9 protein-coding genes and 2 pseudogenes are annotated in these 16,937 nt (G+C 67.9%); 7 read left to right on the forward strand and 4 right to left on the reverse strand.

Translation table 11 applies throughout. The features are described 5' to 3' along the window. Positions 1-63 precede the first annotated feature (63 nt). Together ATK36_RS20920 and ATK36_RS20925 are read right to left on the reverse strand one after the other, a co-directional pair. Complete coding sequence (locus ATK36_RS20920; protein WP_098513073.1) at positions 64-927, reverse strand: aspartate/glutamate racemase family protein; 864 nt, start codon at positions 925-927, stop codon at positions 64-66. Between the two features lie 485 nt (positions 928-1,412). Further along, positions 1,413-2,306 carry an NADP-dependent oxidoreductase gene (locus tag ATK36_RS20925; protein ID WP_098513074.1) on the reverse strand — a complete coding sequence of 298 codons (894 nt, stop codon included), beginning with the start codon at positions 2,304-2,306 and terminating at the stop codon, positions 1,413-1,415. 70 nt (positions 2,307-2,376) lie between these two features. Here ATK36_RS20925 and ATK36_RS20930 point away from each other — a divergent pair. From ATK36_RS20930 to ATK36_RS32370, 3 genes and pseudogenes are all read left to right on the forward strand, one after another. Beyond that, positions 2,377-2,946: pseudogene (locus ATK36_RS20930) on the forward strand (TetR/AcrR family transcriptional regulator); the annotation flags it as partial. 357 nt (positions 2,947-3,303) lie between these two features. Next, positions 3,304-5,061, forward strand: coding sequence for a CocE/NonD family hydrolase (locus tag ATK36_RS20935; protein WP_098513076.1), 1,758 nt, complete (start codon positions 3,304-3,306; stop codon positions 5,059-5,061). 28 nt (positions 5,062-5,089) lie between these two features. Further along, a complete protein-coding gene (locus tag ATK36_RS32370) occupies positions 5,090-5,443 on the forward strand; it encodes a putative quinol monooxygenase (protein ID WP_170069824.1) in 354 nt (117 codons plus the stop codon). 639 nt (positions 5,444-6,082) lie between these two features. On the opposite strand, the gene ATK36_RS20945 is transcribed toward ATK36_RS32370, so the two are convergent. Together ATK36_RS20945 and ATK36_RS20950 are read right to left on the reverse strand one after the other, a co-directional pair. Then, positions 6,083-6,937, reverse strand: coding sequence for an alpha/beta hydrolase (locus ATK36_RS20945; RefSeq protein WP_098513078.1), 855 nt, complete (start codon positions 6,935-6,937; stop codon positions 6,083-6,085). Positions 6,938-7,001: 64 nt separating this feature from the next. Further along, positions 7,002-7,901, reverse strand: a pseudogene (locus tag ATK36_RS20950) (alpha/beta hydrolase); the annotation flags it as partial. A 153-nt stretch (positions 7,902-8,054) separates the two neighbouring features. Between ATK36_RS20950 and ATK36_RS32945 the strand changes: the two are divergent. From ATK36_RS32945 to ATK36_RS20970, 4 genes are all read left to right on the forward strand, one after another. Further along, positions 8,055-9,200, forward strand: a complete 1,146-nt coding sequence (locus tag ATK36_RS32945; protein WP_211291916.1) for a PucR family transcriptional regulator — start codon at positions 8,055-8,057, stop codon at positions 9,198-9,200. A gap of 743 nt (positions 9,201-9,943) precedes the next feature. After that, the gene (locus ATK36_RS20960) at positions 9,944-11,341 is read left to right on the forward strand and encodes a hypothetical protein (protein WP_098513079.1); all 1,398 of its coding nucleotides are present in this window, start codon (positions 9,944-9,946) and stop codon (positions 11,339-11,341) included. A 15-nt stretch (positions 11,342-11,356) separates the two neighbouring features. Then, complete coding sequence (locus ATK36_RS33690) at positions 11,357-12,706, forward strand: DUF2786 domain-containing protein (protein WP_098513080.1); 1,350 nt, start codon at positions 11,357-11,359, stop codon at positions 12,704-12,706. A gap of 639 nt (positions 12,707-13,345) precedes the next feature. Beyond that, positions 13,346-16,669 carry a DEAD/DEAH box helicase gene (locus ATK36_RS20970; protein WP_098513081.1) on the forward strand — a complete coding sequence of 1,108 codons (3,324 nt, stop codon included), beginning with the start codon at positions 13,346-13,348 and terminating at the stop codon, positions 16,667-16,669. Positions 16,670-16,937 lie beyond the last annotated feature (268 nt).

Raw genomic sequence — 16,937 nt, forward strand, 5'->3', positions numbered from 1 at the left:
TTCGAGACGCGCGACCACCTCGCGCTGTGCGCCGGACCTGTCTCGGGTCTGTGAAGGGGCCCTTCACAGACCTCCGCGGTGCCGCGTTCCGAGCGTCTCGGTGGCGCTGACAATCGAGCAGCTGTCACCGCAGGAGTCAGCGGTCAACTTGAGCTCCGCGGCCAGGTGCGCCGTTTCCCGGATCATGTGCCGAAGGTAGTCGAGGCCGACCGGCGGTACCCACGGCCGTGCCGGACGCAGATCGAGCGATACCAGCGATTCCGCCAGCTTGTGTCCCGCAGTGATCGAGTCGACCACGGGCACGGGGAGACGGTCGGCGAGGTCTCGATGAATCGGGCTCATGCATCCGCATCCGAGGACGATCGCTTCCGCGCCCTGACTCACCAGGCGTGCCCCTTCGAGCGCGATCCGCTCGGTCACTTCCTCGCGGCCCGCGTGCATCCTGGCCACCAGGCCGTCCTCCGAGATCACCCCGGACAGTTCGGCGTCCTCGGTGACATGACGAACCGCCATGCAACGGTCGCGCAGGCCGTAGTCGGACAGCAGCCGCTCGTAGAGCGACCGGGTGGCGGGCGGCCACACCGTGAGGATCGCGAAACGCGCGCCAAGCCCGGCCGCGAGCTGCATCGCCGCCTGGCCCGCTCCGATCACCGGAATCTCGGCCGACTCCCGCAAAAGGTGCAGCCCGTAATCCGCGACCGAGTTGACGAACATGGCGTCGAAGCCGGCTTCCTGAGCACGCATACCGGCTTCGAGGTAGGCGAGATCCATCAACCTGCGGTCGGTTTCGGTCAGGAAAACGGTGGGCACCAAGGGCGCGACGACCTCGGAGGAGAATCCGTTCCCGATGATGGAGCCGGGAACCTCGTAGTACCGGTGCCCTTCGGCGCCGATGGGGTGCAGGTTGGCGATACGCTTCGTGGACATGTCACTCCAATCCCACCGGACCTCCGGTGGCCCGGTTCGGTCCGTTCGCGGCAAGCGTGTTCGGTTGAGGCCCGAGGACAGGGTGTCGGCAAAGTCGGTGTGAGGGGCCCTGCGCAGCTGCGGAGGGCTGTGAAGGTCCGTGAAGGGGCCCTTCACGGACTCTGAGTCCGTGAAGGGCCCCTTCACAGACCCGGGACAGGTCCGGCGCACACCACGAGGTGGTCGCGCATCTCGAATAGCTCCGCTTCGCCTGCTGCCGGGCGCATTCGACGAAGAGGGCAGCTGTCGTCGATGATGACGTGGCAGCCACGGCTCTCTCTGCTGATCACGGGTCCTCCACCAACTTTGCCGGGACCCCGAGGACGTCGGCGTCCGCCCGCTCGTGGCTGCTTTCACGCCGTGATCCCGGCGACGGTAAGGGTGGTGCTCGTGCCGCCACCCCGCATGCCGATCGGCGGCGCGTCGGGTCGTGCACTCGGTACGACTCAGATGACGATGACCCGGCGTCCGCGCGTGTGGCCGGCCTGGCTGTCGATTTGCGCGGTCGCGGCGTCAGCGAGGGGGTAGGTCCGCTCCACCGGGATACGCAGCTTGCCCGCGGCGACAAGGTCGACGATCTCGTCGAGAGCGTCCTGCACACTGCCTGCCGTCCCGGAGAACCGCACACCGTGCTCTGGTGCGCTGAGATCGGCCATGGAGATGACCTTATGCGGGTCTCCGGTCAGCTCCACCAGTTCGGGAACCACCCCGGAACCGGCGACGTCGAGCGCCGCGTCGACCTTGCCGAGTTGCCGCACTCGCTCGACCCAGCCGGGACCGTAGGTGGTGGCGAGGGCACCCAGACTGCGAACATAGTCCTGACTGTCCGGCCCGGCGACGCCGATGACGGCGATGCCGCGCTCGCGGGCGACCGGCAGCACCACCGATCCGACTCCACCAGAGGCACCGCTGACGAGCAGCGTCTGTCCGGGCTGCACGCCGACCTGGCGCAGGACACGCAGCGAGGACTCGGCGATGGAGGCATAGCCGGCCGTCTCTTCGAAGGTCAGGCCCTCGGGTATCGGAACCCACGCCGACAGCACCGCGAACTCCGCGTAGGTCTGCGAGCCTTCGCCGAACACGCGGTCGCCGATCTCGACCCCGGTGACGCCCTCGCCGATCTCGTCCACCACGCCCGACGCGTCGAGTCCCACCCCGGAGGGCAGCTCGATCGGGTGTGAGTCCCGGAACTGGCCTTCGCGAACCCGCCAGTCGTGGGCATTCACACCAGTGGCCCGCACGGCGATGCGCACCTCGCCGGGGCCTGCGTGCGGCTCCTCGGCATCGACGAGCTGCAAGACGTCCGGCCCACCGTACTCGGCGAAGATCACCTTTTTCATAGCCTGAAGTTAGCACTATCTGTTATGGTTTCACAACAGATATTGTTTCGTACCTGATAGGTTCTAGCTCATGACCGATGTGCCGCTGGGACGTCGCGAGCGCAAGAAGGCCGCGACCCGTCAGAAGATCGCCGACACCGCACTGCGGCTCTTTCTCGAACGTGGGTATGACGCGGTGGGGATCCGCGAGGTGGCCGCCGCCGCCGATGTGGCGGTGACCACGGTCTTCTCTCACTTCGCCTCGAAAGAGTCGCTGGTGTTCGAGCGGGACGACGACTTCGAACAGCGCCTCATGCGGGCGGTCACGCACCGCTCCGCCGACGAGCCGCTGATGGCGGCACTGCGCCGCGAGATCCAGGGACTGATCCGACACTGCACCGCCGAGGGCACCGCCCCGTACTGGCAGATGATCGACGAGTCGCCCGCGCTGCGGGACTTCGAGAAGTCGATGAGATTACGCCACGCGGAGTCGCTGGCCACCGCCATCGCGGCCGACCGCGACCTGCCGGAGGGCGCCATAGCCTGCCGGACCATCGCGCGATTCGTGATCGACGCCTTCTCGATCGGCCGCGAAGCCGCCGATCCGGAGGCCGCCGTGAACGAGATCTTCCGGATGATCGAGGCGGCCTGGGAGGTCGCGGGCGGTGCGCGGTCCCTGCGCGGGACTGCTCGCTCAGGCGCGGTGACGAGCCGGCGCCCTCCCGCACGTTCGTCGTCGCCCATTGCGCCGACGGCCGGCAATGGCTAGCCTCGCAGAACCTGATATACCGGTCGGTTTGAATTCACCCCCTCCTATGGTCTGGAGACGAACGTGGTCGGTGGAGTCTGGACGCGCCTGCCGGCCAGAACGCCACCGCACGCCGCCCTGCCTATGGCTCCCCAGCGCATAGGTCTGCCGCGCGGCCGGCTTCCGCACAAGCACAGACCGGCACTGCCCGCGCAGCGCTGTTGCCTGGGTCTAGCCCCTTTGTGGTGCTGACAGCAAGAGGAGCACGAGATGTACAAGCCGCGTATCGACGCCGATATGCATATGACGACCCGTGATGGCGTCACTCTTGCCGGCGACCTTTACCGTCCGGCCGACGACGGTCACTGGCCGGTGTTGTTGCACCGAACGCCCTACGACCGCACGGATCCCTTCCGCGTGTCGGGGATCGTCGCCGACCCGTTGTGGCTCGCCCGCCAGGGCTTCGCCGTGCTCGTCCAGGATGTTCGCGGCCGGTTCGGGTCCGGCGGCGAGTTCGACTTCATCACCCAGGAGTACAACGACTCCTACGATGCCATCGACTGGGCCGCGGCACAGCCCTGGAGCGACGGAAACGTCGGGATCTACGGCTCGTCCTATCTCGGCATGACCGTGCTGCAGGCCGTTGCCTCGCGCAACCCGCACCTCAAAGCGGCGGTCGCCATGATCGGCACGGTCGACATGCGCCACACCGCCCGTCCGGGCGGCGCTTTCGAACTCGGGTTCCTGACGACCTACGGCCTCGGCCTGGCTCTCGCCGGCCTCGATCACAGTTCTCTGGACGCCGCCGAACGGGAGCGTGCGCGCAAGCTGCTCACCGAGGTCCTCGCCGACCGGTACAGCACCGCGAGCCGGCTACCGCTGACCGATATCGCTCCGCTCGACGACAGGCGGATCGCGCCGTTCTGGACCGACTGGCTTCGTTCGCCGCACGACCCGTTCTGGGACACGCCGAACCTGCTCACCGAACCTGAACGAGTCACCATCCCGTTTCTGCAGATCAGCGGATATCGAGACTTCTGCGCTCCCACCCAGTTCCGGCTCGCCAACCGGCTGGCCGGCAACGAGAACGCCGGCCTGATCGCCGGGCCGTGGACCCATATGAGCACCTACACCGCGTTCAGCCAGGTCGGCGCACGCGTTCTCGACAACGCCGCGGCCGGAGTGCCGACGTGGGGCCCGGTGCTCGCCGCGTACTTCGACCGTCACCTGCGCGGCGGCGACGGTTCGGGCTATCCCATCGCCGCGCCGTACCTGTCCGGGCCCGGACAGGTCACCTACTTCGTCGGCGGGTCGAACACCTGGGCACACGCTCCCTCGTGGCCCCCGGCGTCGACGGCTCAAGAGTGGTTCCTGGTCTCCGATGGCGACGCGCGGACCGCGAGTGGTGACGGCCGATTGACCGCCACGGCCGGCGACCACACGGGCGCCGCTTCCGACACTTTCACCGCCGATCCGCACAACCCGTTCCCCTCACACGGTGGGGCGGCCATGTTCGACGCCGGCGGCGGCGCGGCGCTACCGGAGGGTATCCAGGATCAGCGCGTGGTCGACGGACGTGAGGATGTGCTGGTCTATACCAGTGCGCCGTTGGTCGAGGATCTGACCATCGCCGGGCAGGCCGAGCTGGTCGCGTTCGTCACCAGCACTGCACCGGACGCGGATGTGTGCGTCACTTTGGTGGACGTCGAACCCGACGGTTTCGCCGTCAACGTCGCCGATGGCGTGCAGCGAGCGCGCTACCGCAACGGCACGGACGATGCGTGGCTCGACCCTGACCAGCCCAGCACCGTCACCGTCACACTGTCCGACGTCGCACACCAGTTCAGCCGCGGCCATCGCATCCGTGTCCAGGTCGCCGGATTCAGCTTCCCGCGATACAGCCGCAACCTCCACACGCGCTCCATCCCGGAGTTCGCGACCCTCGACGAAGCAGCCGTCGCGCAGCACACCCTGCATCACGCCGCGGCGGCTCCCTCGACGCTGCGGCTGCCCGTCCGCGAGTCCTGAACAACCACTACGAGTAAAGGAGTCCACAGTGTCCCAAGTTTCAGAACTTGTTGTCATAGCCCACTTGCAGGCGAAGCCGGGCCAAGGTCCCGAGCTGCTGTCCCTGCTGTCCGACCTGGCCGCCGAGGTGCTGCGCACCGAACCCGGCACCTTGCGCTACGCGTTTCTCGTCGAACCGGGCACCGACCCGCTGCGAGTGACGGTGATCGAGGGCTATGCCTCGCGCGCCGCCGCGGACGCACACAACACCGGGGTGCTGACCAACTACCTCCCTCGGCTGCTCGAACTGCTCGACGTGGCTCCTGTGACAGTCGAGCTGCAACCGGCGGAGATGAAGGTATCCACCGACGACGAGGCCGCCGCCGCCCGGCTGAGCGTCTAGCTGCCTCGTCCAGAAACGTTGACGCTGTCATGGTGTCGCGTGGGCATCCAGGCCGGTGGTCGTGCGGCTGGCTGTGGAGGTGCGGTTGCCGCGGTCCGGGATCCTGCCGGCGCATCGCCACCGGCAAACCCGCGATTGCCGGTTACCTCCACGGGCGCAACCGCTACCGCCACCCCGGACGCCACTTCGCCGTCAACTCCAAGATCCGCCGACCCCGATTGCGAACCCAACGCAATCGACACCGGAGCGCGAACTTGAGGAAACCCGCGTATAGCTCACCAGCTTCGCGCGTTCCCGATCCCCGCGACGTCTCGGGCGACGATGTGACTTGTTCTGTTGGCAGCCTCACGGCAACCCCAGCAGGGCGTGTGCGGAAACGTCCAGCGCGCTCGCGAACCCCTGGTCACCTTCGTGGCCAGGGGTTCTGTGCCCGGCAGGACTACAACCCATTCGACGACCCAACATCTTCAGCGACGCCAACCGGGTCGCGCCCCGTCATCGAGAGCGGCAACGTGGTCAAGGATCACCGTTGCGCCTGACCGCCCGGCACCCGTTGGACATCCCACCGGTCGCCCGCGCGGTCCTCACCCCGCAGCGGTTCTGGTCGCGCGCGACCGGCCGGGCTCCCGCCGGCTCTGATCACACCTCCGGCCCGCTCGTGTGTCGCCGCACGAAATCCGCGGCGAGCGTGGCCACGTCCTCCCACCCGGAGTCGAAGACCAGTGAGTGGCCACGGCCGGGTACTTCCTGGATCTCGGTGATGTCGGTGTTGCGGGATTGTTTGCGGTAGGAGGCGTTCGCGATCGCCCACGGCACGATGTTGTCCTGCTCGCCGGACAGCAGTTTCATCGGTCCGCGGTCGGGTCCTTTCGTGATCACCTTGGTTTCGCTGCGCGGGTTGAGATTCGCGAACGCCGCCTGGAACAACGGAATACCCGAGCCCGGCACCGGAAACGTGTCATACAACGCGCGCGCCTCCCGCTCGGACACGGCGTTGGCGAACCCGAACCGAAACTGCTCGAAGGTCAGCATGACCGACCGCCGACGGTTGGCGGGGTTGCCGATCACCGGCCAGGCCGCCTTGAGTGAGGAGAACGGCAACGGCAGCACACCGCGGAACGGCCCCGGGTCGATCGGCACCGAGCACACGGCCAGCCCGCGCCCGGCCAGGCGCTGGGTGATCAGCCCGCCGAAGGAGTGTCCGACAATGGCAGGCTTGCGGTGCAGCCTGCCGATCGCTTCGGCGTAGTGATCGGTCACGGCGCCGACGGACTTGCCGGCGAACACCTCCGGGTGGGCGCGGCCCTCGGCCAAGCCGGCCGGGTCGTCCGGCCAGCCTGGCGCGACGGTCGCGAACCCGGCCGCGTCGAACAGGCGCCGCCAGGGATCCCAACTGCTGGCCAGCAGCCATAGTCCGTGCACGAACACCACCGGCTGCCGTCCGGACGCGTTCGCATCGTCGATCTCGGACAGTTCGCGGGGGGTGAGGGTCATGATCGAGTCTCCGTCTGCCATCAGGCGGTCGTTTCGGCGGGATGTGCGGGATGTGTGCTGGATGCAGTGCCGCGCGCAACACTGTGGTGGCCGGTGCGATGGCCGCGGTCGCCGGCCTGGGCGCGTTGAACATCACGAAGTCGTGGATGATCCCGCTGTAGTGCACCGCCGTGGCCGGCATTCCCGCGGCGCGCAGCGTGGCCGCGCAGTCATCGCCCGCGGCGCGCAGTACGTCGCGTCGGCGGTGATCACCAACGCCGGCGGCGGTCTCGCCAACTGCTCCGTGCTGGCCCGCAACGGGGACGCGGTGATCTGGGGCCGGTCTTGCTCGCTGATGGTGTACTGGTCCCAGAACCACCGCATGTCCGCGCGGGTGAGGAAGTAGCCCTCGGCGAAGCGGCGGTAGGAATCGATGTTGAAGGCGGCGTCGGTGACCGGATAGAACAGCACCTGCTGGACGAAGCCGACATTGCGACGTCGCTTGGTCAGCAGGGTCACGACGATGGCCATATTGCCGCCCACCGAGCCGCTCGCGACCGCGATACGCGTCGGGTCGAGCATGTTCGCCGCACTATCCCGGCCCGCGACGGCGTAGCACTGTTCGATCGCGGTCGGGTAGCGCGCCTCCGGCGAGCGGTCGTACTCCGGGAACACGACCGCGGCGTTCGCGCCGAGGTTGCGGAAAAGGCGGTCGTGGGCGTGCGCGTCGCCGAACACCCAGTCGGTGCCGTGCACGTAGACGATCACCGGCAGCGTGCCCTCCGCGCGGGCGGATCACGCCGCCCTTGATCGTGATCCACTTGTCGTGGACCTCGGGCTTGGCGATCTCGCTGCGCTGTGCGTCGTCCACGGCCGTGCGGTCTTCGGCTGAGGGCAGTTGGCAGCGGACCGGCGGGTTCGCGGTGGCCTCGGCGAATGCCTGGGCGGCGGGCTCGCGTGACAGGTGGTGCGGGTTGGCGGGCATGGCGACTCCTCTGGGCCGACGTCGTGTGGCCCGTGCGGGTTGGAGTCTTGTCATGCCTGGTGAGTTGGGCAATGGAGTGATCACCAGCCGGTCGCGCCCGCAGATGTGCGTTGCTCCATATCGATGTGGAGCGCAGCGGCTACAGTCCCGGACATGGTGGCGGATCGGGCGGTGTGGGCGGAGCTGATCGGCACCGTTCGGGCCGAAATCGACGAGGCGATCGAAAACACGCTACGCGGCACGCGCACGTTGCCCACCTACGAGGGCGTCAGCGACGACGCCAAGCGCGCGCTGGTGGCGCACAGCTACACCACGGTACTGACCGGCATGCAAGATCGGCGCCGGCCCGACGGCAGCGAGGACGGCGAGTTCTTCCAGCAGGCCGGCGAGACCCGGGGACGGCAAGGCGTCACCATCCGGGACATGCTGGCGCTGTGGCGCATCGGACTGGAGAACCTGCACGCCCTGGCCCGACGCGTCGCCGCACCCTGCCCCGATCGCGACGCCCTGCTGTTGGAGTTCCTCGAACTCGCCCTGGCCTGGGACGACTTCGCGATGATGCACGTCGCCGAGGGCAACCGCCGCGGTGAGCTCAGCGTCGCCCGCGAAATCCAGCACTCACAGACCAACTGCGTGCGCCGTGTCCTGTCCGGCACCGCCTCGGCCGCCGAGATCCGCGCGGCCATCCGACCGCTGGGCCTGGATCCGCACGGCAGCTACCACGCGGTCCGGACCCGGCCCATGCCTGGTTTCGAGATGGAGGCGATCGAACGCTTCCTGGACGCCGACGGCCGCCAACGCGCCGGCAACGGACTCCTCGCGCTCATCGACGGAGACGCCTGCGGGTTCATCGCCACCCTGCCGCGCACCGGGCCGCCGTGCGCGGTCGGTGTAGCCCCGCCCGCACCCCTGGTCGCCATGCCCAGCGCCTTCCGTCAAGCCACCCGCGCGCTGGACACCGCGCTCACCCTGGGTTTCAAGGGCCTGTTCGAGATCGGCGACCTCGGCGTGCACCCGGCCCTGGTCACCGACGGCGAAGTCGGCGACGTCCTGCTCCGGCGCTACCTCGAACCCGTCCTCGCCCTCCCCGGCGGCGCGGCGATCGTCAAAACGGTGGAGCGCTACCTGGTCAACGACCGCAGCGTCGACATCACCGCCCGAGAACTCGCCATCCACCCCAACACCGTCCGACAACGGCTGGGCCGCTTCGAGACCACCACGCAACGATCCCTCCGCGACACCGAGGCCGTCGTCGAACTGTGGTGGGCACTGCAACGCCGCCACCTCACCATGCCGTGACCAGCCGAGAGCCACACACCTTGTCGGCTGAGCAACTCCGACGTCGCCACGCCGGCGCGCGGTTTCTCCTGGGGGCCATCCGGTCTGCGTGGCGACGTAGGTGAAGTCCGCGACCCACGCCAGGTTCGGGGCATCGGCGGTGAAGTCCCGGTTGAGCCGGTCCTCAGGCCGCACGTCGTCTTTGGCGCGGATCATGGTTCGCGGTGGACGACCCCGGGTCACTTCCCGCAGCCCCGGCTTGCGCATGATGCGATCGACGGTAAGACCCGGGCAGCTTGCCGTGGCAGGGGCCTACCTGTGTCCGACGTTCGGTACCTTGGCACCTGCCGTGGCCGTTCCCTCGCTCGATCATGTTCGGCTTCACCGCGCGTGGACCGCGCGGCGGCGCTGGCCTGAGCCGGCGGTGAGGTCGAGGAGGAGCACTGGTTTCGCGCCGACATCCCACGCGGGGTTTCGCCGCCGGCCTTGCGTAGTGAGGGCGAGGTCCAAGCCCGATCGTGGGCGGCGCGGTGAAGATGATCCTGCCGAGCAACTCCTCGATGGCACGCGTCCTGCTCCAGGCTTGGGCGGAGGCGGGACTCTGATGCCTTCCGGCGCGCTGGCGGGGCGTCTCCGTTGTGGCGTATCTGGTTCGTTACCCTGCCCGGGTGGTAGGAGAGCGAGGGAGACAACGGGTAGCGCGAGCGTTCGAAGCCTGGGCCGCGATACGCGGTTTTCTGCCTGCGGATTCCGAAGGGCGCCAGGTGTGGCGGGACCGGATCGAGATCATCCTGCAGGGCCGCGGAGAATATCTGGGGCGGCCGGATGCCACGCTGTGGCGAAGTGGTGACGTGCACCGGGTGTTGATGGACCATCTGGTGCCCCGGCAGAACGACGCGTGGGGTCTGGCCGAGCATGGCGTCGAGACCCTCCGGCGGTTCCTGGAGTTCTTGGACGACACCGAACGGCTGCACCCGCGCTCCACGAAAGTGACAACGCTGCTGAAGGAGCTGGACCGGGCGGCGCCCGGGTTCCCCGCGGCGATGGCCGATACCTCCCGCTACCGGCTGGCCAAGCGGGTGTGGACGGCGATGCGTGCCGACGGGCTGAGCGATGACTCCGACCCGGCCGAGATCGACCGGTGGGCCGAGCGATTCAGCACGCTGGACGCCGACGGCCGGCGTCCGGTGCTCGGCGAGCTGCTCGACGAGAACCCGGAGTACGCGTTCGCGCGGCTGCTTGTGCACGGCGGCGAGGTAGCGCTGCTCAAGCCGGGAATGCCGGCGGACAAGCGGCTGATATGGCCGGACGCCGGTGAGTGCGACTGCGGCTGTGCGGATCGCGAAACGCCCGTCCCGGAGGGTCTTCCGACGGAACGGGAACTGGGTGCGGCCGTCGCTGGAAGCACGCTGCTGCAACGGTTGTCCGCACTCGGTGCCTGGGCAAGTGCACAGGGCCGTCCGGTGGACCGCCGCGGTGAACCGTTGCGCAAGGAGCTCGCATCTGTCGCGTCCGCGGTCGGGATGGCCGGTGCGGGCCGCGCGGCTCGGTGTCTGGCGGACGTGCCGGCACTGGCAGTGCTCTGGGAACTGGCTCTGGAGCTCGATGTGCTCAGCCTGCGCCGGAACCGGGTCTGCGCCGGAGACCGGATGGCCGGCATCCGGTCCGCGCTCGGTGGCGAAACGTCGCCCGACGCCGCACTGGACGTCTGGGACGACGTCCACGACGTCGTGCTCGTCTCGGTCGCCGCGGTGATCGGGCCCGAGCTCGGACATCTTTCCGGCTTCGGCGAGCAGCTGATCCCGCATCTGCTCGGAAACCTGTACACCCAGTGTCCTCAGGGGGAGTTCGCCGACGTCCGGTCGCTCATCGACGAAGTGGTCTCCGAGACCACGGAGGACCTCCCCGCTGCGGCCGCGGACATCGCCGGGATGCTCGCGATACCGGTTCTCGGGCACGGCCTGGCCGCGCTGGCCGAGCACGGCGCCGTCCAGGTCGACGGAGCCGGGGCCGCTTCGAGTGCGTCCTGGGCGGCGCTCGAAGCCGGGACTCCGGCATGGGCAGCAGATGTGCCCGACGGACTGCGGGTGCGTCTGACTGACCTGGGTCGGCGACTGGTGTACATGCGCCTCACCGGCGTCTCCCGTTTGGTCCCGGCGTAGCGAAAGGGGTTGAGGATGGGTAAGCGAAATCGCGAAAAGCGGGCGGCGAAGAAGCGCGCCCGGGGCGGGCAAGGCCCCACCCCACCCCGGCACGGTGGCTTTTCCAGCGCCGCTGCCGAGGACTTCTGGACCCCGCCGCCCCCGATGGTGTCGCCTGAGCTGGTGGCGAACGAGCTGACACATGCGGCGCACGCCCACGCCTCGGGCCATCCTTCCGCGGCGGAGGACTTCGCGACCACCTTCACCCGCGGCCGTTTCGCCGCCGCGACCCGGACCGTGGCCATGGGTGCCGGAATCGCGCTGGCCTCGGTGCTCGGCCGGCTCTGGGAAGCAGGCTGGACGCCCGCCGATGTCTGCGAGTACGCCCGCCGTAACGTCGGTGACGAGGCGACCGGCCTGCTGGTGGACGGCATCGCCGCGGACACTGCGAAGCACGCGTCGGCCACGGTGGACGAGCGCTGGGTGGCGCAGGTGCAGGGGATCGGTGCCGACGTCTGGTGGTCGCACGACCGGCCGCATTTCCTGCAGTGGGCCGAACGCGCCGGCGTCGTGATGGCCCAGGCGCTCCTGACGGTGACCGGGTTGCTTGCCGAGCTGATGACGCTTCCGGAACTGCCGGTCATCGTGCCGCCGCCGGGCTCGCGGGTCGCCAGAGCGACCCGGTCGGCACGCGGAGTCGACCAGAAGGTCCTCGGCCGGGTCCGGGGGTTGCTGGCCAAAGCGGAGTCGACCCAGTTCCCGGAGGAGGCCGAGGCTTTGTCGGCCAAGGCACAAGAACTGATGAACCGCTATGCCTTCGAGCGAGCCCTGCTCGATGCCGACGCGCACCGCAAGCAGACCGCGAGTTCAACGCGGATGTGGCTGGACGCCCCCTACGTCGAAGCCAAGTCACACCTGGTCGCCGCGATCGCCCAGGCCAACCGGTGCCGGTCGGTGTTCTACGCGAAGCTGGGCTTCGTGGCATTGGTCGGCGAGGAGATGGACCTGGAGATCACTGAGCTGCTGACCACGTCGCTGCTGGTCCAGGCCACCCACGCGATGGTCGCCGAGGGCCGCCACATCACACGCACCGGAAGTTCGCGTACCCGTTCGTTCCGGCGGTCGTTCCTGGTCTCCTACGCGGTCCGCATCGGTGAACGCCTCGCCGAGGCCGGTTCGCGCGCGCACGACCCGGTCGAGGACGCGCGGCTGCTGCCGGTGCTGACCGACCGCTCCCGCGTGGTCGAGGAGACCTTCGAGGCGATGTTCAGCGGTGCTCTCGTCCAGCGGTCGGCGCCGGTCAGCAACGGGGCGGGCTGGCAGGCCGGCCGAGCTGCCGCCGACCACGCCGACCTGACGATCGAGCGCGAAGCCGTCGACGCCTGAACCGGCTCAGCGATCGCAAGTCCCTTGTGTCAACTGCCTGGACCGCGCACCAACAAGGCAGTATACGAGCCTGAACCCACTGGGCAGCGGCTTACGGTGTCCGTGAAACCACCTAACGCAAAGATCCAGTGCCAGGGATACCGTCGCACCCTCAAGGCTCATGACGGAGGGTCGCACCCGCTGCTCATGACGAAGGTGTGAACCTTCCGTTGTCCGAACATGGTTCCCGGGACGGCCCCGCACAAGAGCGGGCGGCCTTTCAATCGGGCCGAGGCGGCTCCCGTGATCGGGATCCTGCGCCACACCGGAGCCGCGTCGAAGAACAGCTCGAACTCACGCAGGGGTGGCTGCGCTGATACCCGGCCCCATCGGCGAGATGGTGCCCCGTTGCAGATCGGTCCCCCAAGATCGACTGCGAGCGCGGGATTCCCGCCGACGCCGTGCCGCGCTTCGCTACAGTGTGCGACCTCCCACAACCCAGGGCCCTTGGCGAGGCACGTTGGTCACATATCGCCAGGCTTGTTCTGAGAATCCGATCACGCGTACACCTTGCGACCCATCGGCCTCAGTCGTCCCAGAATCCTGGGTGCCCGGGGATGTCGTTCGAATCGTGTCGGTGGCGACCGCTACCTTGACCGCATGCAGCTGGTCACCCTGTCGGACGTTGATGAGGTCGAGCTCGAACGCGCGGTGGGAAGCGCTGCCCACGCACGGGGGCGCCGGTACGCACAGCGGCGCGCGGTACTCGCGATGCGCTGGGATTCCTCGGAGAACGCACTGCATGGAAGTGTGGAGGGAACCGACGTCTACGAAACGACGGCGTATTTCTCATCCAATGGAGGCTTCGCCCACGGCACATGCGACTGTCCTGTCGGGTTCAACTGCAAGCATGTCGTGGCACTCGTGCTCACCGCGACGGATCCCGCACGGGCACGGACTCGATCGGTTCGGTCCCCGCGCACCGGCGTGAGCGCGGCACCGCGAACGCCGGCCTGGGAGACGTCTCTGGGTTCACTCGTGCGGTCCCCGCAGGGGGCCACGACGAACCGGCCGAGCGGGACACCGCTGGCCATTGAATTGACGCTGGCAACCTCCGCGCGTCCCGCGCTGGTGGCCCGTCTGGTGAAGCCGGGCAAGAACACCTGGGTCGGCAGCGGTCTGAGCTGGACCAAACTGGGCTCACTGCGGTACTACGGTGACTACGTCGCCGCGCACGTCAGTCTGCTCCAGGAGATGTACGCCCTCTACCAGTCACGGGTCGATGCTTCGCGTCAGTACTCCTACGGCGAGGTGAAATCCCTCGACCTGGCCGCGTTCGAGAGCCGTCGGCTCTGGCCGCTGCTGGACGAGGCTGACGCGGTCGGCGTACGGCTGGTGCACGGCAAGAAGTACCTCGGCGAGCTGGAGCGGTACGACTCCGCCGAGCTCTGCCTGGACGTCACTCAGGGCGAGCGGTCCCGGTCGCTTGAGGTCACCCCGGCGATCGGCGTCGATGGCGTCCGCCTGGACGCGCTGCCGATCCGGTTCATCGGCGGCGAAGGCCACGGCCTCGTCTACGTCGACCGCGCCGACGCCGAGCGGACACGCGACCCGGGTGACTGGCACCTCCGGCTGGCGAGGCTTACCACAGCCGCGCCGCCGCAATTGCAGCAGTTGACCCTGGAAAACCAGCGTCTGTCAATTCCCGGCACCCAGGTATCGCGCTTCCGCAACGAGTACTACCCGCGGCTGCGCCATCTGGCCACCGTGATCTCGTCCGATGGAGCCTTCACGCCACCGGAGATTCCGGATCCCACCCTGGTCCTGCGCGCGTCGTACGGGCCTGGTCACGACCTCGACGTGAATTGGGAATGGGCGTACGACATCGGCGACTCCCGGCTCCGCACGCCCCTGCACCCGGACCCGGCCGACGCCGGCTACCGGGACCTCGAGCGAGAACGCACCATCCTGGCCGATCTTGGGTTCCCGTTCGAGCAGCCCAACCCGAGCGGCACGGACGCCGAGCCGACCGCTCAGCCGGCCACCGGTTTGCCGACATTGACGGCCGCGCGCGCCACGCTCGGCGGCATCGACACGATGAGGTTCACGACGGAGGTACTGCCGCAGCTGGCCGACCGACCCACCGTTACCGTGGAGATCGACGGCGAGCAGGCCGACTACCGGGAGGCCGGCGACTCGCTGACCATCGGTGTATCGGCCGACGAGGTCGAGGGGGACCCCGACTGGTTCGGCCTCGGGGTCACGATCTCCGTGGAAGGTCAGCACGTCCCGTTCACCGAGGTCTTCCTCGCCCTGGCCAGGAACGATTCGCACATGCTGCTCCCCAGCGGTGCCTACTTCTCGCTGGAGAAGCCTGAGCTGCAGGCGCTCCGGAAGCTGATGGAGGAGGCCCGGGCACTCCAAGACTCCCCCGGGGGCCCGCTCAAGATCAGCCGATTCCAGGTCGGGTTGTGGGACGAACTGGCCGCGCTCGGCGTGGTCGAGCGTCAGGCGAAAGCATGGCAGCAGCAACTCGCGGAGCTACGGTCGATCGACACACTCGACTCGACGGAGCCACCGGACGCGATCGAGGCGCGCTTGCGTCCCTATCAACTTGAGGGGTTCCGCTGGCTGACGTTTCTGTGGAAGTTCCAGCTGGGCGGCATCCTCGCCGACGACATGGGGCTGGGCAAGACACTGCAGACCCTGGCGCTGATCTGTCATGCCAAGCACGACGATCCCACCATCGCACCGTTCCTCATCGTCGCGCCGACCAGCGTCGTGTCGAACTGGGCAGCCGAAGCCGCACGTTTCACTCCGGGGCTGAAAGTGGTGGCGATCTCGGAAACCCAGCGGCGGCGCGGCCATACCCTCGGCGAAGTCATCGCGGGCGCCGACGTCGTGGTGACCTCTTACACGCTGTTCCGGCTCGAGGTCGACGCGTATTCCGAACGGCCGTGGTCAGGACTGGTTCTCGACGAAGCCCAGTTCGTCAAGAACCACCAGTCGAAGATCTACCAGTGCACACGGACCCTGTCGGCGCCGTTCAAGCTTGCGATCACCGGAACACCGATGGAAAACAACCTGATGGAGCTGTGGTCGCTCCTGTCGATCACAGCACCGGGCCTGTTCCCGAATCCGACCCGCTTCGAACACTACTATGCCCGCCCGATCGAAAAGCGCGGCGAGACTGAGCTGCTCGCGCAATTCCGCCGGCGGATCAAGCCATTGGTCAAGCGGCGCAGCAAAGAACAGGTAGCCGCCGACTTGCCCGCCAAGCAAGAGCAGACGCTCGAAGTGGAGCTGCATCCGCGGCACCGGAAAATCTACGAGACTCATTTGCAGCGGGAGCGGCAGAAGATCCTCGGCCTGGTCGACGATCTCAACAAGAACCGCTTCACCATCTTCCGATCGCTGACCCTGCTGCGCCAGCTAAGCCTGCATGCGGCACTCATCGACGAGAAACACCAGAAAATCCCTTGTGCCAAAGTTGAAGCGCTGCGCGAACACCTTCAGGACGTGATCGACGGCGGGCATCGGGCTCTGATCTTCAGCCAGTTCACCGGCTTTCTCGACATCGTGCGCAAGCACCTGGACGCGGCGGGTGTCGAATACTGCTACCTCGACGGCAAAACGCGGAATCGGGCCACCGTGCTGAAGCAGTTCAAGAACGGCTCGGTTCCGGTGTTCCTGATCAGTCTCAAGGCGGGCGGGTTCGGCCTGAACCTGACCGAGGCGGACTACTGCTTCCTACTGGACCCATGGTGGAACCCCGCTACCGAAGCACAGGCGATCGACCGGACCCATCGCATCGGGCAGACCAGGAACGTCATGGTGTACCGCCTCATCGCCAAGGACACCATCGAGGAGAAAGTGATGGCTCTGAAGGCCAAGAAGGCAGAACTGTTCTCCAGCGTCATGGACGACGGCAATACGTTCGGCACCGCACTGGACGCCGACGACATCCGCGGCCTGTTCAGCTGACCTCGATCATTTCGCGCTGGTGACGGTGATCACCGCCCGCGAGTCGCGCTGATAACCGAGCACCTGCCGATGCGCAGGACTCCGATGCCGGACGTGACCGGGGCGCCTGCTTCAGCCGCCGGTCCCGCCGGCGCCGCGTCGCGCGGTGGGCGAGCACGTCGCGGATGCGCTGCCTGCCCGTGATGGCTCGGAGATCCGCGAAAGCGACCGGCTTCAGGTCCCCAGGCCGGGCGCCGTCCCGTTCGATCTCCCATGCGTCCAGGTCGTC

This window comes from Amycolatopsis sulphurea, assembly GCF_002564045.1.
In the GTDB taxonomy this organism is placed as follows: Bacteria; Actinomycetota; Actinomycetes; order Mycobacteriales; family Pseudonocardiaceae; genus Amycolatopsis; species Amycolatopsis sulphurea.